This is a genomic window from Bradyrhizobium ottawaense, from assembly GCF_900099825.1.
Lineage (GTDB): Bacteria > Pseudomonadota > Alphaproteobacteria > Rhizobiales > Xanthobacteraceae > Bradyrhizobium > Bradyrhizobium ottawaense_A.
On the sequence record NZ_LT629693.1, the window covers coordinates 6,955,934 to 6,979,440 of the forward strand.

Consider the following 23,507-nt stretch of genomic DNA (forward strand, 5'->3'; position numbering starts at 1 on the left):
ATGACGTCAGAGGTGGACCATGGCATCGGTGAAGCGGTCGCCGCCCGCATCGAGCGGCGATGGGCGACGCTGTCGATCGTGATCGTCGGTGTGCTGGTCGGCACGGCGACGTACATCGGCATCCATCAGGCGACGATGCCGCAAGGCCACGTCGAAACCGCCGATCCCAAAACGCTGCATCTTTCCGGCGAGTTCGTCGAAAGCAATCTCGGCAGTGCAGTCGAGGCCGACGGCTCCGTCACGGTGCGCGCGATCGGGCAGCAATATTCCTTTACGCCGCAATGCGTCGTGGTGCCTTCGGAGACCCCGATCAAGTTCCGCGCCACCAGCGCAGATGTGGTGCATGGCCTTTTGATCGAGGGCACCAACATCAACATCATGCTGGTCCCGGGCTATGTCTCCGACCTGCCGGTGCGCTTCAAGGCGCCGGGGGATCACGTGATGCCGTGCCAGGAATTCTGCGGCATCGGGCATCAGGGCATGTGGGGCAAGGTCAAGGTGGTCGACAAGACCGCATTCCTCAACCTGATGGCGTCGAAGCGGAGGCTGACCTGTGTTGACTAACAAGCGGCTCATCCTCTCGCACTTCTGGCTCGCCTTCATCGTATTCGGCGCGGCGCTGGTGCTCGGCGCCTGGCAGATGTTCGTGCGCAGCCCGCTGAATGCCTGGAACTTCAATCCGGAATTCTATTATCGCTCGGTCACCGCGCACGGCTCGGCGATGGGTTATGTGTTCCCGACCCTGGTCGCGATGGGCTTTGGCTATGCGATCACGGAATCAGCACTGGAAAAGCCGTTGGTCGGCCGCCGCTGGGCGTGGGCGGGTTTCTTCCTCGTCGCCGTCGGCGCTGTGGTGGCGATGATCCCGGTGTCGCTCGGGCTCGCTTCGGTGCTGTACACGTTCTACCCGCCGATGATCGGCAATCCCTTCTACTACATCGGCGTCGTGATGGTCGTGGTCGGCTCATGGATATGGGTCGCGCTGATGTCGATCAACATGGCGATCTGGAAGCGCGAGAATCCGGACAAGCCGGTGCCGCTGGCGATGTTCGCCAATGTCGCGGGCTCCTATCTCTGGGGCTGGACCGCAGTTGGCGCGGCGCTCGAAATCATCTTCCAGATCTTGCCGGTCGCGCTCGGCCTGAGCGCCACCATCGACGCCGGGTTGGCGCGGGTGTTCTTTTCGTGGACGCTGCACGCGATCGTCTATTTCTGGCTGATCCCGACCTACATTGCCTATTACACGATCTTTCCGCGCGCGATCGGCGGCCGGCTCTACAGCGACGCCATGGCGCGGATTTCCTTCATCCTGTTCGTCGTCGTTGCGATGCCGATCGGCGTGCATCATCTGTTTGCCGATCCGCAGGTCGGCGCCGGATTCAAGTTCATGCATTCGGTGTTCACCGGCCTCGTCGCGCTGCCGACGCTGCTGACGGTGTTCACGATCTGCGCTTCGGCCGAGATCGCGAGCCGCCTGCGCGGCGGGCGCGGCGCGTTCGGTTGGGTGACGGCACTGCCATGGCAAAATCCGATCATGCTGGCGACCGCGCTGTCGCTGGTGATGCTCGGCTTCGGCGGCGCCGGCGGGCTGATCAACATGAGCTATCAACTCGATGCCAGCATCCACAACACGCAGTGGATCACCGGGCATTTCCACCTGATCTTCGGCGGCGCCATCGTCATCATGTATTTCGCGATCGCCTATGACCTGTGGCCGCATCTCACCGGCCGCGCGCTGGAAAGTTTTGGCCTGATGCGCGCGCAGCTCTGGCTGTGGTTCGTCGGCATGATCGTCACCACGTTTCCGTGGCACTATGTCGGCATTCTCGGCATGCCGCGCCGCATGGCGTTTTACGACTACGCCAATCCGGCGATCTCGCCGCAGGCGTTTTCGGTGGCGATGTCGGCGGTCGGCGGATTCATCCTGCTGATTTCCGGCGTGTTGTTCCTTGCCGTGCTGGTCCGTGGCCAGTGGGCCGCGAGCAGCGAGGCGGGCGCCTACCGCTTCGCCGTGCCCCTGCACATGCCGGTGCGGATCCCGGCCGCGCTGAACAGTTTTGGGCTCTGGCTGGCGCTAATGGTCGGGCTCACCGTCGTCAATTACGGCTATCCGATCGCGCAATTGATGGCGTTGAAGGAAACCAACGTGCCCGCGGTCTATGTCGGAGCCAGCCGATGAGCGACCAGCCGCTATTCTCGTCCCGCAATCCCTGGTTCAGCATCAGCGTCGGCGTTACCGCCGGCATTGCGGTACTGGCGGCGATCATCGGCCTGATCTGGCTGCCCCTGGCGCAACCGGATTTGAAACTGAGCGGCATCTGGGACGCGATCTGCAGCGCCGCCGGCGTGCCGCGCGTCACCTCACAGCCAAATTCCATCCAGCCGGATTTCAAGACGTCTGATGTCGTGATGACTTCGGAGATGCTGACGAAGCCGAGCCAGGTCTCGATCGGCCGCGGGGCGACGCTGGCGCAGCGCTGTGCGATCTGCCACGGACCACAGGGCGTCAGCGACGCCAATTCGCCCAACCTCGCGGGCCAGTTCGCTGCGGTGACCTACAAGGAACTGAACGACTTCAAGGCCGGTGCGCGGGTCAACGTGGTCATGAGTCCGTTCGCGGCCACCATGAGCAACCAGGACATGCTCGACGTCGCGGCCTACTACGCTTATCTGCCGCGGGTGCCGTCGAGCAATCTGGACCTGAAGCTTGCGGCTCCCCAGATCGTCACGACCGGCGCGCCGATGCGCAACATCGCCCCCTGCGGCTCCTGCCATGGCGACGTCGACAACAAGGCCGGCAGTCCATGGCTCGGCGGCCAGTCGGCGGTCTATATCAAGGCGCAACTGCAGGCGTTCGCGTCGGGGATCCGGCGCAACGACATCAGCCAGCAGATGCGCAATATCGCCCGCCAGATGACGGCGGAAGAGATCGACCAGGTCGCCCGCTATTACGAGGCCCAGCCCTGAAGGGTTAACCCGTCATTAACCATAATTGCCGCAGGGTGACGGTGGCCTTGGCGATCGGGAGCTCGTGCAGGCCGAGAGGGGTCGTTTCGCGGGGAGCGGGGCACCAGGCATATGTCGGTCGACACAATAAACGCCACGGCTGCGGCAGGTGTTGATCCCACGCGCGTGAAGATCGCGGGCTCGATCAAGCAGGCCGCCTCGACCACCGGCGCCAGCTTCGAATACCTGCTCACCACCGCGAAGATGGAATCCAACTTCAATCCGAAGGCATCCGCCTCGACCTCGTCGGCGCGGGGGCTGTTTCAATTCATCGACCAGACCTGGCTCGGGACGGTGAAGGAAGCGGGCAGCCAGCTCGGCTACGGCAAATTCGCCGACGCCATCACCAAGAACCCTTCCGGCAGTTATTCGGTCAGCGATCCCTCGGATCGGGCCGCGGTAATGAAGTTGCGCGACGACCCCGATGCGGCCTCGTCGATGGCGGGGGTACTGACCCAGTCCAACAGCTTCAAGCTGACCGGCAAGATCGGGCGCCGCCCGACCGACGCCGAACTCTATATGGCGCATTTCATGGGCGTCGGCGGCGCCGGCAAACTGATATCGAGCGCCGAGGACAATCCGAACGCCAACGCCGCGCAGATGTTTCCGAACGCGGCGGCGGCCAACCGTTCGATCTTCTACGATCGCTCGGGCTCCGCCCGCAGCGTTTCCCAGGTCTATTCGGTGCTGACTTCGCGCTACGCCAGCGCCGCGAGTTCGCCGGCGACGCAGACCGCGATGGCGGCGGTCGGCGGCGACATCAAGCGCGGCGTGGCGGTTGCGAGCGCCGCACCGTCCGTGTCGATGGACACGGCCGCTTACCTCTCGAGTTTTCCGGATTCGCGCACCGTGACGCCGGTGGCCGCGACATCGTCGACCGATCTCAAGACCGCCTCGGCGCAGCCGCAGCCGATTTTCCGCTCGTTGTTCCAGGCGGGCGACCGCGCGGAGCCGATTTCACCGGCGGTTCAGGAATTGTGGGGTAGCGGTTCTTCGCTGACTTCCGTGTCGGTTGCGTCAAGCGCGGCGACGACCTCGCTGTCGGGGCAGACCCCCGAGGTCCGTGCGCCGGGCCGGCTCGATCTCTTCAGCGACCGCAACGGCACGTTTAGCTGACCCTCATGGTGAGGAGGCGCACTTGCGCCGTCTCGAACCATGTGGCCCGTGGCCCATCCTTCGAGACGTGCTTCGCGCTCCTCAGGATGAGGGCAGTGGAGAGCCGGTCCCGCACCCTTAACAAAACGTCAATAAAACCAGCCGTTTATGGTGAACCCTTTGTTAAGCGTCATGGTTTATTTTCTATGACAGTGGCACCGCGTCATGGTGCCGTCACGGGTTGCGTAAGCCGGCAGGACCATGATCGTTCGGCAGTTCATCAGTTGGATACGTACCGCTCCGGCAGGCGAGCGGGCAGAGGCGACGCGGTCTTTGGCGCGGGCCTGGTTGATTTCAGATCTTTCCGAGGACGATCGCACCGCAGCCGAAGGCGCGCTGCTGATGCTGCTCGACGATCCGTCGCCGCTGGTTCGCCAGTCGATGGCGGAAGTGTTCGCGCGCAGCTCGGAAGCTCCGGCCGCCATCGTGCAGGCACTGTCGCTCGACCAGACGTCGATCGCGCTGCCTATTCTCGAACACTCTCCGCTTCTGATCGACGCCGACCTCGTCGACATCGTCGCGACCGGCAATGGCGAGATGCAATGCGCCATCGCCCGCCGCATCAATCTGCCGCCGTCTGTGTCGGCTGCGATTGCCGAAGTAGGTTCCGCGGCTGCAGCGCTCGAATTGATCGAAAACGCCTATGCGGAACTGGCGCCGTTTTCCTGGGACCGCATCGTCGAGCGTCACGGCCATCTCGCCGCGATCCGGGAATCGATGCTGGTGCTGGAAGGCCTGCCCGCCGCCACGCGGCTGGCACTGGTCGCAAAACTCTCGGACACGCTGGCGCAATTCGTCGTGGCGCGTAACTGGCTCAGTCCGGACCGGGCAGGGCGGGTGGCGAGCGAAGCCCGCGAACGTTCGACCGTCAACATCGCGGCGCGTTCGGGCGGCGAGGACATGCAGGGGCTGGTGCGGCACCTGCGCGCCACCGGGCAACTGACCGCCGGCCTGATCCTGCGGGCGCTGCTGTCGGGTAATCTCGAACTGTTCGATTCAGCGCTCGCCGAATTGTCCGATCTGCCGCTGGCCCGCGTCTCGGCGTTGCTGCATGACCGCGGCAGCGCCAGCCTGCAGGCACTGCTGATCCGCGCCGGTTTTCCCGAATCCACTTTCGCTGCGTTCCGCGTCGCGCTCGAGGTCAGTCACGAAACCGGATATGTCGACACCCTTGGCGGCGCGGCAAGATTGCGCCGGAGCATGGTCGAGCGTGTGCTGACCCATTGCGAAACCGATCGCCAGGCCGCCGAACCTTTGTTGATCCTGCTGCGGCGCTTCGCCACCGAGTCGGCGCGCGAGGAAGCCCGCATGTTCTGCGACGAACTGGTCGCCGAAGATGCCAACGGGCATGACCTGATCGCGGCGTAGGTCGCTATCGCAAATTCGTAGGGTGGGCAAAGCGAAGCGTGCCCACCATCTTCAGCAAAAAGTTGTAGTTGTTGTCGGTGGGCACGGCGCAAGAGCGCCTTTGCCCACCCTACGGATTCGGAGTCTATCTCACTCCGCCGGAATGATGCTCGGCGCCAGGATCGCTTCGAGATGTTCGGGGCGGTCTCGGTTGGCGTAAGCGAGGAATTCGTCGGCGATGCCGCGCAACTGCCGGCTCAACGCGGGAGCCATGACCGCCGTGTCGAGCTTGGTACGCTCGCGCACAATCGCCTGAATGGCGTTGATGTGGTGGGCGATCAGATTCGCGGGCACCTTTTCGAGGTCGGGTGCGTGTTCGATAATGCGGCACAGGCTCTCGGCGGCAACGCCCGCGGAAGCGAAGCCGAAGGTCGCGGCATCGCCCTTGATGTCATGTGCGGCACGAAACAGCTCTTCGCGGTTGTCGTCGGTTAGGCCTTCGCGCAGGATCGCGGCGTGAGCGGCGGAAAGGCGGTCGGCTTCGATGGTCATCCAGTTCTTGAATTCGCTGGACAGCCCGGCGAGCGCCTTTTCGGCGCGGCCGACGGGATCGTCGAGATCGGATTCCGGAACGCGCAGCAAAACCTTGCGCAGCGGATTGGGCTGCGTGATGACGTGATGATCGGCGAAGGACTGGACTTCCAGTCTGCCCGGCTTTTCCTTCGCCATGATGCTTTCCCTCAGACCTGCGCTAGACGCTGGATCGCGCTTTGTCGAGCAACGACGGCTGCTGCATGACTTCGACCTCGCCGCCGATGCGTCGCTCGGGGCCGATATAGGCGTTGTTGGTGTTGCGCCGGCGATCCGGACCGAAATAGGTTTTGGTCTTGATGAACGGGCGCGGATTGGCGACGACGTTGAGGATGCGCTGGTACAATCCCTTGGCCGAGATTGGCTTGGCCAGAAACTCGGTGACGCCGGCGTCGCGCGCCACCGTGACACGGCGCTTTTCCGAATGGCCGGTCAGCATGATGATCGGCGCGTAGGGATTACCCTTGGATTCCGGCTGCCGGATCATCTGCGCCAGTTCGAGGCCGTCGAAGATCGGCATCGACCAGTCGGTGATGACGATGTCGGGAACGTAGTGGCTGTACATTTCGAGTGCGGTGGCGCCGTCCTCGGCCTCATAGGCCTCGCGCGCGCCGAACGAATGCAGCAGCGTGCGCAGGATGCGGCGCATGTGCGGGTTGTCGTCGCAGATCAGAAATCGCAGCTTGTTGAAGTCGATGCGATACATGGTTCGGCCCTAAGCGCATACCGCGGCCAAAACGGTATACCTGACGTTAACCATATCGCGCCGCCGGTTAACGAATGGTTGCGAAACCGGAGTCTTGGGAGGGGTGGGTCGACGGGAATGTTGCTGCTTTCCCGCCGTCGTCCCTGCGGAAGCAGGGACCCATACTCCGTGCAGCCCGTTGTGAAGCGGAATGGCTAAGAGCAACGCGCGAAAACAACGGCCGGTGGTTATGGGTCCCGGCTCAAGGCCGGGATGACGAGTAGCTAATGCCCGAACTGCTCGCGCAGGATGCGTTCCTCGAGGCTGTGGCCGGGGTCGAACAGCATCCGCATCGAAATTGTCTTGTCGGACAGCACCTCGACGCGGCGGACGTCGCGCACCTCGTCATGGTCGGCCACCGCCGCCACCGGGCGCTTATCGCCCTCGAGCACCTCGATCACCACGAAGGCGGTGTTGGGGAGCAGGGCGCCGCGCCAGCGCCGCGGCCGGAACGCGCTGATCGGGGTCAGCGCCAGCAGCGCCGCGTTGATCGGCAGGATCGGTCCCTGGGCGGACAGATTGTAGGCGGTGGAGCCCGCCGGCGTCGCCACCAGGATGCCGTCGGCGATCAACTCCGCCATGCGTTCGTGCTCGTCGATCAGGATGCGCAGGCGCGCTGCCTGATAGGTCTGGCGAAACATCGCGACTTCGTTGATGGCATGATGCAGATGCACCGTGCCGTGGACGTCGGTGGCCCGCATCAACAGCGGGTTGATCAGCGATTCCCGCGCCGCCGCGAGGCGCGTATGCAGGTCGTGCGTCGTGAATTCGTTCATCAGGAAGCCGACGGTGCCGCGATGCATGCCGTAGATCGGCTTGTTGGAGCGCATGTGGGCGTGCAGCGTCTGCAGCATCAAGCCGTCGCCGCCGAGCGCGACCACGACGTCGGCATCGTCGGCATTGTGATTGCCGTAGATATCGGTCAGTTGCTCCAGCGCCGCCTGCGCTTCCGTGCTGGCGCTCGCAACGAACGCAATCCGGTCATATCGCTTGGGGCTGGCCATGAGACGCGTACTCTTAAGCTTCGGTGCAGCCTCGATATAGCATTCGAAGGTGAAACGAAACCGGGCGATCGCTGTGGCGATCTGTCCGATTGCCCTAAACGGAGGTCTAGTTAACCGAGACAGGCTCTTGCCTGTTGGCCTGAGACGTTTCTCGGGCTTCCAATTGCCGGCGGCGGATGCCGACATGAACAATCCTTAATTTCTCAACCTCTTGTGGGCCCTGCCGACCCGCACCTGTGTCGGTTACACTGCGGCCAACAGGGAGGTAGCACACATGGGTATCGGACCGGCCTTGCAGCACTACGCGCGCGTGGTGATTGCGCTTCTTGTCGTTTCAATCGCGACCGGTGCCTGGGCGGATGACGAAACACCGCCGCCATCACAGCAGCAACCTGCCGCAACGACGCCAGCGCCGTCCGCAGGCCAGAAGGGTGGGGGCCGCCGCAGTGGCGACACCGCGCCGCCCTCCAATGCGCCCTCCGCCGAGCAACACCGCCTGCCGCCGGATTCGACCACCAAGCAGACGCTGGCGTTGCCCGGACGGACGCTCAATTTCACCGCGACCGCGGGCTCGATCCGCCTGTTCGACGACAAGGGCGAGCCGCAGGCCGATATCGCCTACACGTCCTACCAGCTCGACGGCGCCGACCGGACCGACCGGCCGGTGACGTTCCTGTTCAACGGCGGGCCGGGTGCATCCTCGGCCTGGCTGCAATTCGGCGACGCCGGACCATGGCGGTTGTCGATCAGCGGTGACGGCGCGGTGTCTTCCGCTTCCCCCGATCTGCTGCCCAACGCCGAGACCTGGCTCGACTTCACCGATCTCGTATTCATCGATCCCGTTGGCACCGGCTATAGCCGCTTCGTCGCGTCGGGCGATGAGGTGCGCAAGCGATTGTTTTCCGTCGACGGCGACGTCAGTTCGATTGCGCTGGTCATCCGGCGATGGCTGGAAAAATACGACCGCCTGCTGTCCCCGAAATTCGTGGCGGGCGAAAGCTATGGCGGCATACGCGGACCGAAAATCGTGCGCAACCTGCAGACCCAGCAGGGTGTCGGCGTGCGGGGATTGGTCCTGATCTCGCCGGTGCTCGACTTCCGCGACTATTCGGGCTCGAGCCTGCTGCAATACGTCACCAGCCTGCCGACGATGGCAGCGGTGGCACGCGAAGCCAAAGACGCGGGGAACGGATCGGTGACCCGCGCCGGCCTCGCGGACGTCGAAAAATATGCGCAAGGCGAGTTCCTGCTCGATCTGATCAAGGGGCAGGTCGACAAGGAGGCGACGACGCGGCTTGCCGACAAGGTAGCGGCGCTGACCGGTATCGATCAGGCGGTGAGCCGCAGGCTCGCCGGGCGCTTCGAGATCGGAGAGTTTCGCCGGGAATTCGACCGCCGCAGCGGCCGGGTCACCGGACGTTACGACGCCTCGGTCTCGGGCTTCGATCCCTATCCGGATTCGAGCTTCTTCCACTTTGGCGATCCCTCCGGCGATCCGCTGATGGCGCCCCTGACCAGTGCGGCCGTCGACCTCACCACGCGAAAACTCAATTGGCGGCCAGATGGTTCGTACCAATTGCTGAGTGACAGCGTGAACCAGGCCTGGGACTTCGGGCGCGGACGAAATCCGGCCGAGTCGGTGTCGCAGCTTCGGCAAATCCTCGCGCTCGATCCGAACATGAAGTTGCTGGTCGGTCACGGGCTGTTCGATCTCGCCACGCCCTATTTCGCCTCGAAGATCATCCTCGACCAGTTGCCGGCCTATGCCGGTCCGAACCGGGTGAAGCTCGTCGTCTATCCCGGCGGCCACATGTTCTATTCGCGTGACGGCGCGCGTCAGGCGTTCCGTGCGGAAATTCAGGCGCTGATGAAGTGAAACAGGAACAACAACAAGCCGGCGCAGCTTGATGACTGCGCCGGCTAAATTCGTGTTGCCTAACTCAGTAAACCAGTCCGGTGCCCGGCGGTTTCTCCATCGCTTCGGCGAGCGAGCGATATTCTTCGCTGGTCGTGCCGGTGAGCTGGGCGATCCGGTTCAGGTGATATTGCGCCTGGTCGCGGTTGCCCTGTTCGAGCTGCCACAGGCCGTAATACTGCCAGGTCTTGACGTGGTTCGGATCGGCCTTGAGCGCGCGCTCGTACCAGATCTGCGATACCTTGTAGTCGCCCAGCTTGCGGTAGGAGTAGCCGATCAGGTTGGCGACGGCGGCGCTGTCGTCACGCCCGAGTGCTTTCAGCTGCGGGATCGCCGCGGCGTAGTCGTGGCGGTCGTAGATGGTGGCATAGGCGGCGCGATAGCCGTCGGCGAAAGCGGTCTGCTCGATGGCCGGGCGCGCTTCAGAGGATTTCTTCTTCTTGCCCTTGTCCGGCGGCGGAGGATCGTTGTCCGGCGCAGCGTAGACCACGGTGACGATGGGCGCTGCCGCGAGCGTCAGCGACAGCATGGCGAGCGTCAAAAGCCTGATGGCAAGTTTGTTCATGCATCTCTCCTGATGGCCAGTTCGGTAATCCTACACGGATGCCTGGTGAATTGAACCCCCGGCGGTTGCAAACATTCCCGCTTGTCTGCCCTGATTTGCGCAAAATTTGCGCGCGCGGACGGCGGTCCGCGAAACCCGCAACATGACCAACATGTCATGCAGATGAACGAAGTCCGTCATTGCGCTTCAGCAGGGGTTCAGCGCGCGCTCGCTAAGGTCATCTCCATGATCAGCGAGCCCCCGGTCATCCGGCCGGAGATGCCAGCGATCCCCTGAAAGAGGAGACATCCATGTTCAAGACCATTTCCGCAGCGCTCGTTGCCGTTTCCGTTCTCGCCGCGCCCGTGCTCGCCGCCGCTCCCGGCAAGACGACCCAGAACACCGCTATCAAAGCTCCGGTGACCAAGACGGTGCAGGCCCCGGTGATCAAGGCCGATACCGCGAAGTCGAAGTTTCTGAACGCCAATGCCCGCATGGGCCGCCATCACCAGGAGCACTTTCGTCATCATCGCCACCACCAGCACATGGGTGCGCTGAAGACCCACGCCGCGCCGAATCTCGCGGTCAAGCATGTGACGCCGGCGCCCAAGCGCGGCTGAAACTAGCGGCTGAAACTGATCCGCGGGCGCGTCTCGATCGCCCCCATTGCCCACCGCGCCAGCGGATATCCGGCCCAGCCCACGCGCCATGCCCCATGGCCGTGGGCTGGTGCTTTTGATGACAGAGATGCGAATTCCAATTCACCGCCGGGCGGTCTAAGAGTGCCCCAAGACCGGATTAAGACCGGATAGAAGAGTTTCGCTTGGGGACATCAGCAAAATTTGCGGCGATCCTGATGCTGCCGATCGTGCTTTCGGCCTGCGCCGGCAGCGACGAAGGCAGGCCGATCACGTATAGCGACGATCGCGGCGTCGCCAACCAGCCGTTTCCGGGCAATTACCGCACCGAAGTGCTGGCGTTCATGAAGAGCTACCTCAACAATCCGGCGGGCGTGCATGAGGCCGCGATGGCTGAGCCGGTCCAGCGCGTCGTCGGCGGCCGGCTCCGCTATGTCACCTGCCTGCGCTTCAGCCCGCGCGAATCGGACGGCAGCTATCGCGAGCCCCGCGAGCGCGGCATTCTCTTTGTCGATGGCCGGCTCGACCGGCTCGTCGAGAACGCCAGCGAGCCTTGCGCCGGCGCGGTCTATGCGCCCTTTCCGGAAATGGAAAAGCTGACACGGTAGGGCCGCTCGGCTGCGCCACGGCAGCCGGTTCCAGACGGGTTGCCAGGCGGTGGTCGCGACCTCTGTAGCGGGCTGAAAAGGTGAACGAAACCCGATCACTTTTCGGCGAGGCTTGAACCTCGCCTTAGTTGTCTTCGACATCAACAAAGCGGGAAATCACCTGATTAACGCAGGAAAAAACCTTACATGCGAGGGAACTAAAGCGCTTTGTTGCCATGCCGTCACAGTTGCGCACCATCGGTGCGCCGGCATTGCCCCAAAGCAACCTAAATGAGGTCACGTTGTTTGTTTGATATCGCAACGTAAGTCATGGGGAATGAAGATGAAGAAGATTTTGCTCGGCGCTGCCGCGCTGGCCGCCCTGTCGGTACCTTTGGCGGCACCTGCTTTTGCGGCTGACATGCCGGCCCGCACCTATTCCAAGGCGCCGGTCTATACCGCGCCGGCGCTGGTCTATAACTGGACCGGGTTCTATATCGGCGGCCATCTCGGCGGCGCCTTTGCAGGCAATAACGGCCTGCAGGGCAGCGACGCCCGCTTCCTTGGCGGCGTGCAGGCCGGCTTCGACTATCAGTTCGCGCCCAACTGGGTGATGGGTGTCGAGGCCCAGTACAGCTGGCTGCCCAACAGCAACAATAACGGGGTGCTGTTCCCGGGCGGGACGCTGGTGACCTCCAATACCAACCAGCTCGGCTCGGTGACCGGCCGGGTCGGTTACACCTGGGGCCCGGCGCTGCTCTACGCCAAGGGCGGTTACGCCTGGCGTGACGGCAACAACATCGGCGTGACGGCTGGCGGCCTGGCGCAGCCCTTCACCACCAATGGCAACCACAAGGACGGCTACACCGTCGGCGGCGGCCTCGAATACATGTTCGCCCCGAACTGGTCGGCCAAGGCCGAGTACCAGTATTATAATTTCGGCAATACCAACTTCATCACCGCCCCGGCGGATGTTGCGGGCCGGAGCTTCCGGAACGACGAACACACCGTCAAGGTCGGCGTGAACTACCGGTTTGGCTGGGGTGGTCCGGTCGCCGCCAAATATTGATCGACGCCTGACATAAGACGCGACAAAGGCCGGCTTCACGCCGGCCTTTTTGTTGGCGGTCGGGTGCTGCGGCGCGCGCCCGGCATTTTTCGGACGTCGAAAAATAATTTTTGCAGCGCACGAAACTTTTCCGTCATGTTGAGTTATTATGGTTCAGCCGGCTGGTTGGACAACGAACATGCGTGCTTTTGCGTTAGGGCTGATTTTTTCCGCGATGGCGTTTCCCTGCCTTGCCCAGACCGTCCTGAAATCCGAACCGTTGATCATGGCACCCTATGAAATCGCCTTTGTGCAGGACATCTCGTGTCCGGCAGGCAAGGTGCTGAAGGTCACCGGCGCGATCCGGGGACTGCACCGGCGCAAGGCCTGCGTCTCGCTGGCTGCGGAGCAGGCCTCGCTGGCAACGGCGACGCCTTAGATCGGCATTCCAGCTTTCTCGCCAGCTTTCACGGCGTGTCCGCCTGCGCGGGCGTCCGGCGGGTTGCGCCTTTCGGTAGGACAGTAGCGTCCGGGAAATACCGGATCATCCGCTTCGCGGACGAAGAGCCGCCGAACAACAGACTTCACGAACCCAATGGCGGCTCCAGCCTGGCGTCGCGCTCGGCATCTGCCTTGTTTTTGGCTGGGTCTTCATGCGGTTCGGGCTGGCACGGCCGGATCTCGTAATCATTGTCCAGCACCGGACGCGGCGCGGCCTTCTGTTTCTCGGAGACGACGTCGACCACGAGGCCGCTGTTCTGGGCCACCTTCCAGACGTCGGCCTCGGTCGGGTAAGCCTTGCTCAGTTTAGCGTCGTTGCAGAACAGGGCGAAGGGCATGGTTGGCTCCGGTAAAAAGCGTCAACGCGGAAGCCTCATCCGGGTTGCAGGCTGGCTGGTATGCCGGCGGGTTCTAATGACCTAAAACGGACTAAATTCGCCCATTTCGGTCCGTTTTTGAGGAGTCCCTGAGTCCTTAACGAGGGGTAAATCCGGCAAAAAAGAATCCCCGAGACTCCCCGGCCAGAATCGCCGGATGTTGCCGGCCATGAGAACGATCCTCCCGACCTCCTGCGAGCGTGTCCACCTCACGCTCACTGTCGCGCTGCTGGCCGCCTGCGCCACCAACGTGGCGCTGGTATGCGCCTGGCTCTGACTTCGGGCGATTGACGCCGTGCCCGTTCGACCCATCATGCAGGTCAACCAAGAGAACGGGCCGCCTTGAGCGGCCGGGCGTATGCGAGGGGGGACCAAATGATCGAGACGCTGCCTGAGCGGGTCAATGGCGATGCGGCGCTGGTCCGGCGCGGACGCTACCTGACGACCACGTTTCTGCTGGAGGTCGGCCAGACCTGCTGGCTGGTCGCGATCCACGAGGGCCGCATCGTGTCGGTGACGCGGGGCCCGTTCGTGATGCCGTCCTCGTCCTTTGCGCTTCGTGCGCCCGAGGAAGAATGGCAGAAATTCTGGAGCAAGCGGCCGCCGCCGGGCTCCAACGACCTGCTGGCGCTGATCAAGCGACGGGTGCTGAAGGCCGAAGGCAATCTGCAGATTTTCATGTCCCATCTGCGCTACTTCAAGGAGGCGCTCGCCAAGCTACGCGCGCAGGGAGCGGCGGCATGAGGGCGCGGTTCGAGCCGATTACCGGCCGCTACATGCATCTCGATCTGTTCGGGCGGCCGCACCGCGTCTATGTCGAGGAGGCGGGCGAGGGCACGCCGCTGTTGTGCCTGCATACGGCCGGAAGCGACGGCCGGCAGTATCGCGGTCTGATGAACGACACGCGCGTGACCGCAACGCATCGCGTGATCGCCTTCGACATGCCCTGGCACGGCAAATCGTCGCCGCCGTCGGGCTGGCACGAGGAGGAGTATCAGCTCACCTCGGCGCAATACACCACGATGATCCTGGAGATCTCGGCCGCGCTCGAACTCGACAGGCCGATCCTGATCGGCTGTTCGATCGGCGGCCGCATCGCGCTGCATCTGGCGCTTGAACATCCCGAACGCTTTCGCGCCATCATCGGCCTGCAGGCCGGCACGCATGTCGATCCCTATTACGATCTCAACTTCCTGCACCGGGCAGACGTGCATGGCGGCGAGGTCTGCGGCGCCATCGTCTCCGGGCTGGTCGGCCCGGATGCGCCAGACAGCGAGCGCTGGGAGACGCTGTGGCACTACATGCAGGGCGGCCCCGGCGTCTTCAAGGGCGATCTCTATTTTTACAAGCTCGACGGCGACATCCGCGGCCGGGTGGCGCAGATCGACACCCGGCGCTGCCCGCTGTTTCTGCTGTCCGGCGAATACGACTATTCCTGCACGCCGGAGGAAACACTGGCGGTGGCGAACAGCATCCCGGGTTCCGAGGTTGCCATCATGAAGGGCCTCGGCCACTTTCCGATGAGCGAAGATCCGCAGGCGTTTCTGACGCATCTTCTCCCTGTGCTGGAGAAGATCGGCAAGGGCTGAAGGTCGCGAAGCGGCTCACACACCCCGCACCAAGGTGCGGGGGTGAACCGGTCTGCGCAAACGCGTCATAAGGGAAGTATGGGAGAGCTACTTGCCCACCCGCGGCGAGGCCGGCATCTCCCGCAGCGTGGCATGGACCTTGGCCATGGTGGCGCTGCAATAGGCCTCGCGCTCCTGGCTGAATCGCTCCTGGTGGGCCCGGAAATTGGCGACCCGCGCCTTGATCTCGGATATTTCCGACTGGAAGCCATTGCGCAGGTCGGCTCGAGCGATCGTTTGCACCGGCCGCAACGCTTCCCTAGAAATTTCCCGCGGCGCCTCCTTCGGCAGATCGGCCACGAGGGCCTCGGCCAGCAGGGCCTCAATGTCAGGCATCGGCGCTGCCGTGTCGGCGGCTCCCGAGGTCAACGCGACCGATGTGGCAACTGTGTTCCCGGCCTCCGGCATCTTGCCGGTCACCGATTGAACAAACGCCATGGTCTGCGCGATCAGAAGGTCGCGTTCCCTCATCCATTTCATGAGACACCTCTGCCTACCTAACACCATCAAATCGCTTTTCTGGAAGCAAGGGCGGTTGGTGATTTGGAAGGGGACAGCGTCGGTTTTGCGTGCGAGGTGACAAAACTGTGACACTTGGCGCACGCCAGCGTGCACATGGTGGCGTCACGGGGCGATCCCGCTACCGCCGTTGCGCGAGCAAGCAATCTATCGTTCGCGCGGATTGGTGTTGGGCACGAACGGCGCGCCGACCACGCGAACCGCCGGCTGGTCGGTGACGTGGACGATCGGCCTGGCGGCTGCCGGGGTCTGCTCGGCGCGGGCGGCGAAGCGGACCGGGGCCTTGTCGGCCGGCTCCACCAGACTGGCGCTGGCCGCAACGATCACGGTGAACACCGTGACGACGGCGAGCAGGAACATGTTGCAGTTTTCTTCGCGAATTTTCATGCGGAGAAAACGTGGGAGGTGGGGGTTGGTTCCGCAGCGGATGGAAGGAGCCAGCGCCGTGCCCGGGACTGGTGGCAAGTACGGCGGAAGTGGATTTCGGGGTTCTGGCCCTTTGAGGGCAAGTCTGGTATTCGACCCGCCGAAGATCGATTGGCTGCAGTCCGGTATTCTGCCGCCCGCCGATCCCCTTCAGTCCGCCGGTTTAGCTCAGCGGTAGAGCAGCGGTTTTGTAAACCGAAGGTCGGGAGTTCAATCCTCTCAACCGGCACCATTCCTTGCGTATGAAAAAGGCGGCCTTTCGGCCGCCTTTTCCGCATCGATGGGTAATTGCCTTACTGGCAGATGTGCTGCCGCCCGTCCTCGCCGCGGAACCAGGTGCCGGGGACGCAGACAAAACCGTTGCGGCGGGCATAGTCCGCGCCGCCGATCGGGGCTGTGGCGATGGCGGCTGCGGTGCCTACGGCGCCGCCGACCACGCCGGCCGCGACGTTGCCCGGCCGGAAGCCGCCGTCATTGTCATACCGGTTGTAGCTGCCGCGCCAGCGGCGGTCGTGCCGATAGCCCTGATCCTGCCAGTCCTGGTTCTGGGTGACCTGCCGCTGGTAGCTGCCGGTGTAGGGGTTGCCCGGTCCCTTGTTCTGGCAATTGGCATTTGGATAGAACTGGGCGCAGTAGCCGGGATTGTAGATCACTTCCTGCGCCATGGCGGGGGTTGCGAGCGCGGATGCGACCAGCGCGGCGGCACCCAAAATTCCGAATCTTGTCATGTGGGTTCTCCCAGAGAGGTGTGAGCCGGGGCAACCGGGGGCGCGCAGGCATGTTCCGGTTTTAAGCGTTGTGCGATCTTCAAACCGGTGTGAAGTTCCTCCTTCGGCATTCTGACGGGGATTGCGACTCCGGTTGGCGGGTTGCGCGGCGAGAGTAAGTGTTTGACCTGACAAAGGCTTCGACTTGGTATTTGATGTACCGGCAGAGAGCAGGGGGCGCATGTTCGGAATTCTAGGGCTTGGCTTTTTGCTCGGCATGCAGCATGCGCTCGAGGCCGACCATATCGCCGCCGTATCCAGCATCGCCGCGCGCCGCAGCCAGGTCGGGGACATCGTCAGGCACGGCCTGACCTGGGGGCTCGGGCACACCCTGACCCTGTTCATCTTTGCCGGCGCCGCCCTGCTGCTCGGCCACGCCATCCCCGAGAGCCTGGCCCGGCCGATCGAGACCGCCGTCGGCGTCATGCTGGTCGGTCTCGGTTCGCATGTGCTGTGGCGGCTGTGGCGCGACCGGGTGCATTTTCACCGCCATGGCCATGGCGACGGCACGGTGCACTTCCATGCCCACAGCCATGCCGGCGAAATCGCCCCGCATGCCCGCACCGCCCACGCCCATGAACACGGCTTCCGCTGGCGCACGCTGCTGGTCGGGCTGATGCACGGGATGGCCGGCTCCGCAGCACTTCTGGTGCTGACGGTATCGCAGGCCTCCAGTCCCGCGGTCGGGCTTGGCTATGTCGCGCTGTTTGGAATCGGCTCGATGATCGGGATGGGCGCATTGTCGACGTTGATTGCGGTGCCGCTGGCGGTCACGGCGCGCTGGCTCACCTTTGCCAATCACGGCCTGCAGGCGGTGGTGGGAGCCGCCACGATTGCCATCGGCATCAGGACCATCGTCGAGATGGCGTTGGCCTAATGCCGGATTGTCGACCCTGCCGAGGGCTGATGTAGTGGGCAAAAATCGTTCGGGAGGACGGGGATGAAGCGCCGGGATTTTCTGGCAGGAGGCGCGGCGTGCACGCTGGCGGCGATTTCAGGCAAGGCGTCTGCGCAATCGGGCCCGCTGACGAAAATCATCTTTCCGTTTGCGGCCGGCGGCGGCGGCGACGCGCTGTGCCGGGTGCTGGCGCAGTATATGAGCCAGCCGCTCGATCGTAACATCATCGTCGAGAACCGTACCGGCGGTGACGGGCTGATCGGAATCAAGGCGGCGAAGGCTGCCAATCCTGACGGCACCACCATCCTCGTGACCACGGGTCCGACGATGTACCTGCTGCCGATGGTCGAGACGCAGCCGACATTCGATACCGCCAAGGACTTTGTCCCGGTTTCGCAGCTCGTGCGTTTCGAGTTCTGTGTCGTCGCTGGTCCGGCCGTGGACGCGAAGGATTTCACGCAATTCGTCGCCTGGCTGAAGGCCAATCCCGACAAGGCGACGTTTGGCGTGCCGAGCAATGGCACCATTCCGCATTTCACCGGCTCGAGGCTCGAGGAGGTGCTGGGCATCAAGATGACACGGGTGGCCTATCGCGGCGGGGCGCCGATCATGAACGACCTCATCGGCGGTCACCTGCCGTTTGCGATTGTCACACTGACCGACGCGATCCCGCAACATCGCGCCGGCGGTGTCAAGGTTCTGGCGGTGACGAGTGCCGAGCGTTCGCCGTTCCTGGAGGTGCCGACCCTGAAGGAGTACGGCATCGATCTGGTGGCGGACGCCTGGTACGGCATGTGGCTGCCGGCGGGGGCGTCGCCCGCCTTCGCCAAGCAGGTGAGCGAGGCAGCGGCCACGGCGCTCGCCAAGCCCGAGGTCCGGGAAAAGCTGCTCGCGATCGGCTTGATCCCGGTCGGCTCGACGCCCGAAGGTCTGACGCGGGAACTCGCCGCGAACACCGCTTTCTGGCAGCCCATCGTGAAGGCGACTGGATACAAGATTACCAACTAGGCGAACTCGAAACCCCGGGGAAGTCGCTGATGCCAGATGCCGGAACTTCGCGAGAAAGCCGTTTCGCGATCGTCTTCGCGCTTGTCGGCGCCCTGTTCGTGGGCGCGGGCACCGCCATGGCGGAATCGGCTGCTCCCCAGGCGCCGACCTTTTCGCACGCTGCGCTCGACAGCTTTGGTGACTTCATCCGCAGGGAGATCGCTGCCGACAAGATTCCCGGCGGCGTCCTGCTGATCCAGCAGCACGGCAAGCCGGTCTATCTCGAAAGTTTCGGCGTGCGGGATCCCGCCACCCAGGCGCCGATGACGGCAGATACCATTTTTCAGGTCTATTCGATGAGCAAGGCGGTCACTTCGGTGGCTGTGATGATGCTGGTGGAGGACGGCAAGCTTTCGATTGACGATCCCGTCCAGAAATACATCGAGTCATTTGCCTATGCCAAAGTGGGCATCGACGATTCCGACGAGGCCGGGCAACGGCCGCTCAGGCTGGTGCCGTTGAAGCGGCCGATCACCATCAGGGACCTGCTGCGGCATACATCCGGCATCACCTACGGCTTCTACGGTGAAGGCGTGATCCGCAAACTCTACGGCGATCCCAAATTGTTTGCAGGCGATCCCGACAACGCCGACTTCGCCGACCGTATCGCCGTGCTGCCGCTGGCCGACCAGCCGGGTGTGCGCTGGGACTACGGCCATTCAGTCGACGTGCTTGGGCGCGTCGTCGAGGTGGTGTCGGGACAGTCGCTGTTTCAGTTCGAGAAGCAGCGGCTGTTCGATCCACTTCACATGCCCGACACCAACTACTTCGTTGCGGACAAGAAGGACTGGTCGCGCATTGCGCGACCGTTGAAGGCCGATATTTTCGAGCGCCCGCTGGCCGGCATTATCGATCCGAGACTGCCGCGGCGCTTTGAGTCCGGCGGCGCCGGGCTCAACACCACCATCGGAGATTATTCGCACTTCCTGCAGATGCTGCTCAACAAGGGCGAGCTCAACGGCAAACGCTATCTGAAGCCCGAGACGGTGGCGCTGATGACGTCGGACCAGATCGGTCCGGAGACCGGCATCATCCACGATCCCTTCTATTTTCCGAGCCCGAACAGCGGTTTCGGTCTCGGCTTCGCCGTCCGCACGTCGCCGCCGGCGGGTACCACGTGGCCGCTCGGCGAATATCGCTGGGATGGGGCTGGCGGCGCATTCTATTTCGTCGATCCGGTCGACGATCTGTTCGCGATCTTCATGGTGCATTCGCCGACGCAAGGCGGCCGGATTCAGTTGGCGCTGAAGACGCTGATGTATCAAGCGTTGGGCAAGGGGCTGCGCAAGGACTGATACATAGCGTTTTCAAGCGAAGTGGATTCCGGTTCGCGTAGCAATCAAGCTTGCGCAGATTGCGTAGACTTATCTGCGGTAGAAAACGCGTCAAAAAGAAAAGCAAAATCAAACAATGGCGTTGCGTGCGATGGTTTCGCGATAGAACGATGCGCTGAGTCTTGGCGTGCGACGCTGGGTGTCGAAATCGACCCGGTAGAGGCCGAAGCGCTTTTCAAGTCCGTCCGACCATTCGAAATTGTCCAGCAGGCTCCACAGAAAATAACCGTGCACCGGCACGCCCTCGGCTGTCGCGCGCTGCAACTGCGCCAGGTAGTTGCGCAGATACATGACGCGATCGAGGTCTGAGATGCTGCCATCGGCGGCAGGCTGGTCGGTCCCCGACGTGCCGTTCTCGGTGATGTAGATCGATTTCACGTTCCACAGTTTCGCGACATGGCGCGGCGTCCAGTACATGGTCTCGGGGCCGAATCTGAGCCAGGGCGCATCCATGTGCGGAAACGAGGCAGGGAAGGGCGCCAGCGTAAACCCGCTGATGTTGTCGGCGGCCACGACGTAATGGTCGGGCATGTAGACATTCAAGCCGACGAAATCGACCGGCGACGAAATGATGCGCAGATCCTCAGGCGTGAATTTCGGCGCGTCGGCGCCGGCCTGCGCCAGATAAGCGTCGGTGTACTTCCCCTCCAACATCACGGTCAGATAACCGGCATTGAGTTCGCGCATCGCGATCTCGGCCGCCCGGATGTTCGCCGGCGTGTCGATCGCGGGGATGCAGCTCACGGCATTTTCCGCCGGGCCGACCTTGGTGCCGGCATGCGCATGGGCGCGGATCGCCTGTACGGCCAGACCGTGTCCGAGCGCGATGTGGTGACGGACCTGGTTCAATTCCACCCGCGGCAATTTGAGGCCGGGTGCGTCGGAGCCGTATTCATGGCCGAGCGACACCGTCCTGGAGCATTCATTGATGGTGAAGAAATGTTTGACCCGGTCGCTCAGGCGGCCTGCGACATAGGCTGCATAATCCGCGAACGCCTTTGACGTGTCGCGGGACGTCCAGCCGCCGAAGCGGGTCTGCAGCGCCTGCGGCAGGTCCCAATGATACAGGGTCGCGAACGGTTCGATGCCGTTGGCCGATAATTCGTCGAGCAGGCGGTTGTAGAAGTCGAGACCTTTGGGGTTCGGCGTACCGGTGCCGTCAGGGAAAACGCGCGGCCATGCGATCGAAAACCGATAGGCTTTTGCGCCCAGCGCCTTCATCAGCTGAACGTCTTCCTTGTACCGATGATAATGATCGTCGGCGGTGTCTCCCGTGCTCCGATCCGAGATCGTGCCTGGCTGGTGCGTGAACAGATCCCAGATCGACGGGCCGCGGCCATCTTCGTTGACGGCGCCCTCGATTTGATAGGCGGACGTGGCCGTGCCCCACAGAAAGCCGTTCGGAAAGCCGGGTGGGGCCGTTCGGCTTTCCCTGGGCAAAGCAGCCTGCGCGTCAGCGCGCCGCGCCGCGGTGGCGCCAGACATTCCGAGCGTTGACCAGCCCAAGATTTTGGAGAATTGGATTTTGGCGAACTGGCGCCGGGAAAATTTCAGCAACGGCATCGCTTCACGTGTTCGGGATCGAGGCAAATATGCGGCAAAAGCAGAGCTTACCCTTCGCAGCCGACCTTGATGCTGGTCGAATTGACATGTTACGAGGTCAAACGAAGTCGCGCAAACGGCGTGAACGCCCATCGACCACGCCTCAGGACAGGACCGACAGCCTTGCGCACGCCACTGGCGCTCTTCTTCGTTTCCATCGGATTGATCGCGGCGGCGTGGTGGTGGCTGGCCGCGCCGGTCACCCTGGTGCGTGCGCCGATCGATCCTGAGGCCAAACTCGAATGCGTGTCCTACGCGCCTTTTCGCGGAGAGCAAACGCCGCACAATCCGCGACTGATCGTCAGTCCGGAGCAGATCGCGGAGGATCTCGGCGAGCTAGCCAAGGTCACCAAATGCATCCGCACCTATTCGATCGATAACGGGTTGGACAAGGTGCCCGAACTGGCGTCCAAAGCCGGATTGAAGGTTCTGCTCGGGATCTGGATCGGGCGCGATCGCGCCAAGAATGTGCTGCTGATCAATCACGCGGTCGCGCTGGCCAACGATCATCCCGGCGTGGTCACGTCGGTCATCGTCGGTAGCGAGGTGCTGTTGCGCGGCGAGATGACGGTGTCCGATCTGCGCGAATTCATCCGCTCGGCCAGATCGCGCGTCCACGTTCCCGTGACCTACGCCGATGTCTGGGAGTTCTGGCTGCGCTACCGGGAAGTCGCCGCCGATGTCGATTTCGTCACCGTGCATTTTCTGCCCTATTGGGAAGACGTTCCGCCGCGCGCCGAAGACGCCGCCGCGCATGTCGATGAAGTCCGCAAGCAGTTGACGGTCGCCTTTCCCGGCAAGGAGATACTGATCGGCGAGACCGGCTGGCCGAGCCAGGGACGGATGCGCGAGATCGCGGTGGCCTCCCGCATCAATCAGGCGCGGTTCATTGCCGAGATTCTCGAACGCGCCAGAACCGAGAAGTTTCGCGTCAATCTGTTCGAGGCCTATGACGAGCCGTGGAAGCGCCGATGGGAAGGCACCGTGGGCGGCTATTGGGGCGTGTTCAATGCGTCAGATCGCCGGCTGAAATATCCGGCCGGTATTGCCATCGGCAACTATCCGCTCTGGAAGTGGCAGATGGCGGGCGGGCTTGCGCTGTGCATCCTCGTCTTCGCCACGGCGGGGTTGGCGCTGCGGCGCCGATCGTCGTCGCCGCGATTGGCATCGTGGATGGCGGTCGCGCTATCGGCGACAACGAGCGGGGTTCTGCTCGGCGTCAGCCTCGACAAGCTGCTCTATGAAAGCTTCGGGTTCGATGGCTGGCTGCGCCAGTGCGCGCTGCTGGCAGCAGCGATCGCGGCACCGCTGTTGTCCACCCATGCCTTGATGTCGGAACGCCCGATTCCGGCGTTTCTCGATATCTTGGGGCCGTCCGAACGCCGAACCCAGATCTTCATCACGACGCTCCTCGGCGTCACGCTGATCGCGATCACATTGATCTCGGTGGAAACCGCACTGGGTCTGGTGTTCGACGGGCGCTGGCGCGATTTCCCGTTCGCCGCCCTGACCATGGCGGTCGTGCCGTTTGCAACGCTGGCGCTGCTCACTCATCCGCGATCGGGCGCGCGCCCGATTGCCGAAGTCGTGTTCGCGAGCCTGCTCGCGATGGCGGCGCTTTATATCGGCTTCAATGAAGGTTCCGCCAACTGGCAGTCATTGTGGACCTGCGCGGTGTATCTGCTGCTGGGTTTCACGCTGGTGCAGGCGCGGGAGGGCAAGTCTTCCGAGGGCAAGGCTTTCGATGGCAAGGCTTCCGAGGATGAGGCTTCCGAGCCGCAGTCCGAACGCTGGTCGAACGGGGCTTCCAGTCAGTTACGTTGACGCG

At 63.2% G+C, this 23,507-nt stretch carries 25 protein-coding genes and 1 tRNA gene; 17 read left to right on the forward strand and 9 right to left on the reverse strand.

Features of this window, described 5'->3' with window-relative positions; genetic code table 11:
- The 5 genes from BLR13_RS32725 (at nucleotide 1) to BLR13_RS32745 (ending at nucleotide 5,529) form a co-directional block, all read left to right on the forward strand.
- On the forward strand, nucleotides 1-564 hold the full coding sequence (locus BLR13_RS32725; protein WP_074814949.1) for a cytochrome C oxidase subunit II: 564 nt from the start codon (nucleotides 1-3) through the stop codon (nucleotides 562-564).
- The gene (locus tag BLR13_RS32730; protein ID WP_074814946.1) at nucleotides 554-2,179 is read left to right on the forward strand and encodes a b(o/a)3-type cytochrome-c oxidase subunit 1; all 1,626 of its coding nucleotides are present in this window, start codon (nucleotides 554-556) and stop codon (nucleotides 2,177-2,179) included. Before BLR13_RS32725 ends, BLR13_RS32730 begins: the two co-directional genes overlap by 11 nt.
- Entirely contained in the window at nucleotides 2,176-2,967 is a 792-nt protein-coding gene (locus BLR13_RS32735) for a c-type cytochrome (protein ID WP_074814943.1), read from the forward strand. Before BLR13_RS32730 ends, BLR13_RS32735 begins: the two co-directional genes overlap by 4 nt.
- A 111-nt stretch (nucleotides 2,968-3,078) precedes the next feature.
- Nucleotides 3,079-4,122, forward strand: coding sequence for a transglycosylase SLT domain-containing protein (locus BLR13_RS32740; protein ID WP_074814941.1), 1,044 nt, complete (start codon nucleotides 3,079-3,081; stop codon nucleotides 4,120-4,122).
- 240 nt (nucleotides 4,123-4,362) lie between these two features.
- Nucleotides 4,363-5,529: a DUF2336 domain-containing protein gene (locus BLR13_RS32745; protein WP_074814938.1), complete on the forward strand. Its 1,167-nt coding sequence runs from the start codon at nucleotides 4,363-4,365 to the stop codon at nucleotides 5,527-5,529.
- A gap of 129 nt (nucleotides 5,530-5,658) precedes the next feature.
- Here the strand turns inward: BLR13_RS32745 and BLR13_RS32750 are convergent, their stop codons facing one another.
- From BLR13_RS32750 to BLR13_RS32760, 3 genes are all read right to left on the reverse strand, one after another.
- Nucleotides 5,659-6,237, reverse strand: a complete 579-nt coding sequence (locus BLR13_RS32750) for an Hpt domain-containing protein (protein ID WP_074814936.1) — start codon at nucleotides 6,235-6,237, stop codon at nucleotides 5,659-5,661.
- Nucleotides 6,238-6,259: 22 nt separating this feature from the next.
- On the reverse strand, nucleotides 6,260-6,805 hold the full coding sequence (locus BLR13_RS32755) for a response regulator (protein WP_074814934.1): 546 nt from the start codon (nucleotides 6,803-6,805) through the stop codon (nucleotides 6,260-6,262).
- 263 nt (nucleotides 6,806-7,068) lie between these two features.
- The gene (locus BLR13_RS32760; RefSeq protein ID WP_283806884.1) at nucleotides 7,069-8,034 is read right to left on the reverse strand and encodes an NAD kinase; all 966 of its coding nucleotides are present in this window, start codon (nucleotides 8,032-8,034) and stop codon (nucleotides 7,069-7,071) included.
- Between the two features lie 88 nt (nucleotides 8,035-8,122).
- Between BLR13_RS32760 and BLR13_RS32765 the strand changes: the two genes are divergently transcribed.
- The gene (locus tag BLR13_RS32765) at nucleotides 8,123-9,724 is read left to right on the forward strand and encodes a S10 family peptidase (protein WP_074814929.1); all 1,602 of its coding nucleotides are present in this window, start codon (nucleotides 8,123-8,125) and stop codon (nucleotides 9,722-9,724) included.
- A gap of 64 nt (nucleotides 9,725-9,788) precedes the next feature.
- On the opposite strand, the gene BLR13_RS32770 is transcribed toward BLR13_RS32765, so the two are convergent.
- The gene (locus tag BLR13_RS32770; protein ID WP_074814923.1) at nucleotides 9,789-10,328 is read right to left on the reverse strand and encodes a tetratricopeptide repeat protein; all 540 of its coding nucleotides are present in this window, start codon (nucleotides 10,326-10,328) and stop codon (nucleotides 9,789-9,791) included.
- Nucleotides 10,329-10,618: 290 nt separating this feature from the next.
- Between BLR13_RS32770 and BLR13_RS32775 the strand changes: the two genes are divergently transcribed.
- From BLR13_RS32775 to BLR13_RS32790, 4 genes are all read left to right on the forward strand, one after another.
- Complete coding sequence (locus BLR13_RS32775; RefSeq protein ID WP_091976884.1) at nucleotides 10,619-10,927, forward strand: His-rich protein BRANT; 309 nt, start codon at nucleotides 10,619-10,621, stop codon at nucleotides 10,925-10,927.
- Between the two features lie 203 nt (nucleotides 10,928-11,130).
- Nucleotides 11,131-11,553 (forward strand): hypothetical protein, encoded by a 423-nt coding sequence (locus BLR13_RS32780; RefSeq protein ID WP_091976886.1) that lies wholly within the window; start codon nucleotides 11,131-11,133, stop codon nucleotides 11,551-11,553.
- 322 nt (nucleotides 11,554-11,875) lie between these two features.
- A complete protein-coding gene (locus BLR13_RS32785; RefSeq protein WP_074814910.1) occupies nucleotides 11,876-12,601 on the forward strand; it encodes an outer membrane protein in 726 nt (241 codons plus the stop codon).
- A 178-nt stretch (nucleotides 12,602-12,779) separates the two neighbouring features.
- Complete coding sequence (locus tag BLR13_RS32790; protein ID WP_074814906.1) at nucleotides 12,780-13,019, forward strand: DUF6719 family protein; 240 nt, start codon at nucleotides 12,780-12,782, stop codon at nucleotides 13,017-13,019.
- 145 nt (nucleotides 13,020-13,164) lie between these two features.
- Here the strand turns inward: BLR13_RS32790 and BLR13_RS32795 are convergent, their stop codons facing one another.
- Nucleotides 13,165-13,419: a hypothetical protein gene (locus BLR13_RS32795; RefSeq protein ID WP_074814901.1), complete on the reverse strand. Its 255-nt coding sequence runs from the start codon at nucleotides 13,417-13,419 to the stop codon at nucleotides 13,165-13,167.
- Between the two features lie 414 nt (nucleotides 13,420-13,833).
- On the opposite strand from BLR13_RS32795, the gene BLR13_RS32800 reads away from it, so the two are divergent.
- A complete protein-coding gene (locus BLR13_RS32800) occupies nucleotides 13,834-14,202 on the forward strand; it encodes a hypothetical protein (protein WP_074814898.1) in 369 nt (122 codons plus the stop codon).
- On the forward strand, nucleotides 14,199-15,047 hold the full coding sequence (locus BLR13_RS32805; RefSeq protein WP_074814897.1) for an alpha/beta fold hydrolase: 849 nt from the start codon (nucleotides 14,199-14,201) through the stop codon (nucleotides 15,045-15,047). Before BLR13_RS32800 ends, BLR13_RS32805 begins: the two co-directional genes overlap by 4 nt.
- An 87-nt stretch (nucleotides 15,048-15,134) precedes the next feature.
- On the opposite strand, the gene BLR13_RS32810 is transcribed toward BLR13_RS32805, so the two are convergent.
- Both BLR13_RS32810 and BLR13_RS32815 read right to left on the reverse strand, forming a co-directional pair.
- On the reverse strand, nucleotides 15,135-15,566 hold the full coding sequence (locus BLR13_RS32810) for a hypothetical protein (protein ID WP_074814894.1): 432 nt from the start codon (nucleotides 15,564-15,566) through the stop codon (nucleotides 15,135-15,137).
- A 186-nt stretch (nucleotides 15,567-15,752) separates the two neighbouring features.
- Nucleotides 15,753-15,992, reverse strand: coding sequence for a hypothetical protein (locus tag BLR13_RS32815; RefSeq protein WP_074814890.1), 240 nt, complete (start codon nucleotides 15,990-15,992; stop codon nucleotides 15,753-15,755).
- Between the two features lie 196 nt (nucleotides 15,993-16,188).
- On the opposite strand from BLR13_RS32815, the gene BLR13_RS32820 reads away from it, so the two are divergent.
- Nucleotides 16,189-16,263 (forward strand) — tRNA-Thr (locus BLR13_RS32820).
- Nucleotides 16,264-16,324: 61 nt separating this feature from the next.
- Here the strand turns inward: BLR13_RS32820 and BLR13_RS32825 are convergent.
- Nucleotides 16,325-16,759: a hypothetical protein gene (locus BLR13_RS32825; protein ID WP_074814888.1), complete on the reverse strand. Its 435-nt coding sequence runs from the start codon at nucleotides 16,757-16,759 to the stop codon at nucleotides 16,325-16,327.
- A gap of 220 nt (nucleotides 16,760-16,979) precedes the next feature.
- Here BLR13_RS32825 and BLR13_RS32830 point away from each other — a divergent pair, with 220 nt between their 5' ends.
- The 3 genes from BLR13_RS32830 (at nucleotide 16,980) to BLR13_RS32840 (ending at nucleotide 20,038) form a co-directional block, all read left to right on the forward strand.
- Nucleotides 16,980-17,675, forward strand: a complete 696-nt coding sequence (locus tag BLR13_RS32830) for an urease accessory protein (RefSeq protein WP_074814885.1) — start codon at nucleotides 16,980-16,982, stop codon at nucleotides 17,673-17,675.
- A 63-nt stretch (nucleotides 17,676-17,738) separates the two neighbouring features.
- The gene (locus BLR13_RS32835; RefSeq protein WP_074814880.1) at nucleotides 17,739-18,704 is read left to right on the forward strand and encodes a Bug family tripartite tricarboxylate transporter substrate binding protein; all 966 of its coding nucleotides are present in this window, start codon (nucleotides 17,739-17,741) and stop codon (nucleotides 18,702-18,704) included.
- 29 nt (nucleotides 18,705-18,733) lie between these two features.
- On the forward strand, nucleotides 18,734-20,038 hold the full coding sequence (locus BLR13_RS32840) for a serine hydrolase domain-containing protein (RefSeq protein ID WP_074814878.1): 1,305 nt from the start codon (nucleotides 18,734-18,736) through the stop codon (nucleotides 20,036-20,038).
- 108 nt (nucleotides 20,039-20,146) lie between these two features.
- On the opposite strand, the gene BLR13_RS32845 is transcribed toward BLR13_RS32840, so the two are convergent.
- Nucleotides 20,147-21,640: a GH1 family beta-glucosidase gene (locus BLR13_RS32845; RefSeq protein WP_074814874.1), complete on the reverse strand. Its 1,494-nt coding sequence runs from the start codon at nucleotides 21,638-21,640 to the stop codon at nucleotides 20,147-20,149.
- Between the two features lie 69 nt (nucleotides 21,641-21,709).
- On the opposite strand from BLR13_RS32845, the gene BLR13_RS32850 reads away from it, so the two are divergent.
- Nucleotides 21,710-23,503, forward strand: coding sequence for a glycosyl hydrolase family 17 protein (locus BLR13_RS32850; RefSeq protein WP_143039579.1), 1,794 nt, complete (start codon nucleotides 21,710-21,712; stop codon nucleotides 23,501-23,503).
- Nucleotides 23,504-23,507 lie beyond the last annotated feature (4 nt).

What these genes read in the sequence shown, in the direction of transcription:
- BLR13_RS32830 (WP_074814885.1), top strand. Translation starts at nt 16,980, where the DNA reads ATGTTCGGAATTCTAGGGCTTGGCTTTTTGCTCGGCATGCAGCATGCG.
- BLR13_RS32790 (WP_074814906.1), top strand. Translation starts at nt 12,780, where the DNA reads ATGCGTGCTTTTGCGTTAGGGCTGATTTTTTCCGCGATGGCGTTTCCC.
- BLR13_RS32815 (WP_074814890.1), bottom strand. Translation starts at nt 15,992, where the DNA reads ATGAAAATTCGCGAAGAAAACTGCAACATGTTCCTGCTCGCCGTCGTC.
- BLR13_RS32795 (WP_074814901.1), bottom strand. Translation starts at nt 13,419, where the DNA reads ATGCCCTTCGCCCTGTTCTGCAACGACGCTAAACTGAGCAAGGCTTAC.
- BLR13_RS32825 (WP_074814888.1), bottom strand. Translation starts at nt 16,759, where the DNA reads ATGACAAGATTCGGAATTTTGGGTGCCGCCGCGCTGGTCGCATCCGCG.
- BLR13_RS32745 (WP_074814938.1), top strand. Translation starts at nt 4,363, where the DNA reads ATGATCGTTCGGCAGTTCATCAGTTGGATACGTACCGCTCCGGCAGGC.
- BLR13_RS32765 (WP_074814929.1), top strand. Translation starts at nt 8,123, where the DNA reads ATGGGTATCGGACCGGCCTTGCAGCACTACGCGCGCGTGGTGATTGCG.
- BLR13_RS32760 (WP_283806884.1), bottom strand. Translation starts at nt 8,034, where the DNA reads ATGTCGGCATCCGCCGCCGGCAATTGGAAGCCCGAGAAACGTCTCAGG.
- BLR13_RS32850 (WP_143039579.1), top strand. Translation starts at nt 21,710, where the DNA reads ATGCTGGTCGAATTGACATGTTACGAGGTCAAACGAAGTCGCGCAAAC.
- BLR13_RS32775 (WP_091976884.1), top strand. Translation starts at nt 10,619, where the DNA reads ATGTTCAAGACCATTTCCGCAGCGCTCGTTGCCGTTTCCGTTCTCGCC.
- BLR13_RS32725 (WP_074814949.1), top strand. Translation starts at nt 1, where the DNA reads ATGACGTCAGAGGTGGACCATGGCATCGGTGAAGCGGTCGCCGCCCGC.
- BLR13_RS32845 (WP_074814874.1), bottom strand. Translation starts at nt 21,640, where the DNA reads ATGCCGTTGCTGAAATTTTCCCGGCGCCAGTTCGCCAAAATCCAATTC.
- BLR13_RS32750 (WP_074814936.1), bottom strand. Translation starts at nt 6,237, where the DNA reads ATGGCGAAGGAAAAGCCGGGCAGACTGGAAGTCCAGTCCTTCGCCGAT.
- BLR13_RS32755 (WP_074814934.1), bottom strand. Translation starts at nt 6,805, where the DNA reads ATGTATCGCATCGACTTCAACAAGCTGCGATTTCTGATCTGCGACGAC.
- BLR13_RS32840 (WP_074814878.1), top strand. Translation starts at nt 18,734, where the DNA reads ATGCCAGATGCCGGAACTTCGCGAGAAAGCCGTTTCGCGATCGTCTTC.
- BLR13_RS32805 (WP_074814897.1), top strand. Translation starts at nt 14,199, where the DNA reads ATGAGGGCGCGGTTCGAGCCGATTACCGGCCGCTACATGCATCTCGAT.
- BLR13_RS32740 (WP_074814941.1), top strand. Translation starts at nt 3,079, where the DNA reads ATGTCGGTCGACACAATAAACGCCACGGCTGCGGCAGGTGTTGATCCC.
- BLR13_RS32810 (WP_074814894.1), bottom strand. Translation starts at nt 15,566, where the DNA reads ATGAAATGGATGAGGGAACGCGACCTTCTGATCGCGCAGACCATGGCG.
- BLR13_RS32770 (WP_074814923.1), bottom strand. Translation starts at nt 10,328, where the DNA reads ATGAACAAACTTGCCATCAGGCTTTTGACGCTCGCCATGCTGTCGCTG.
- BLR13_RS32800 (WP_074814898.1), top strand. Translation starts at nt 13,834, where the DNA reads ATGATCGAGACGCTGCCTGAGCGGGTCAATGGCGATGCGGCGCTGGTC.
- BLR13_RS32735 (WP_074814943.1), top strand. Translation starts at nt 2,176, where the DNA reads ATGAGCGACCAGCCGCTATTCTCGTCCCGCAATCCCTGGTTCAGCATC.
- BLR13_RS32835 (WP_074814880.1), top strand. Translation starts at nt 17,739, where the DNA reads ATGAAGCGCCGGGATTTTCTGGCAGGAGGCGCGGCGTGCACGCTGGCG.
- BLR13_RS32785 (WP_074814910.1), top strand. Translation starts at nt 11,876, where the DNA reads ATGAAGAAGATTTTGCTCGGCGCTGCCGCGCTGGCCGCCCTGTCGGTA.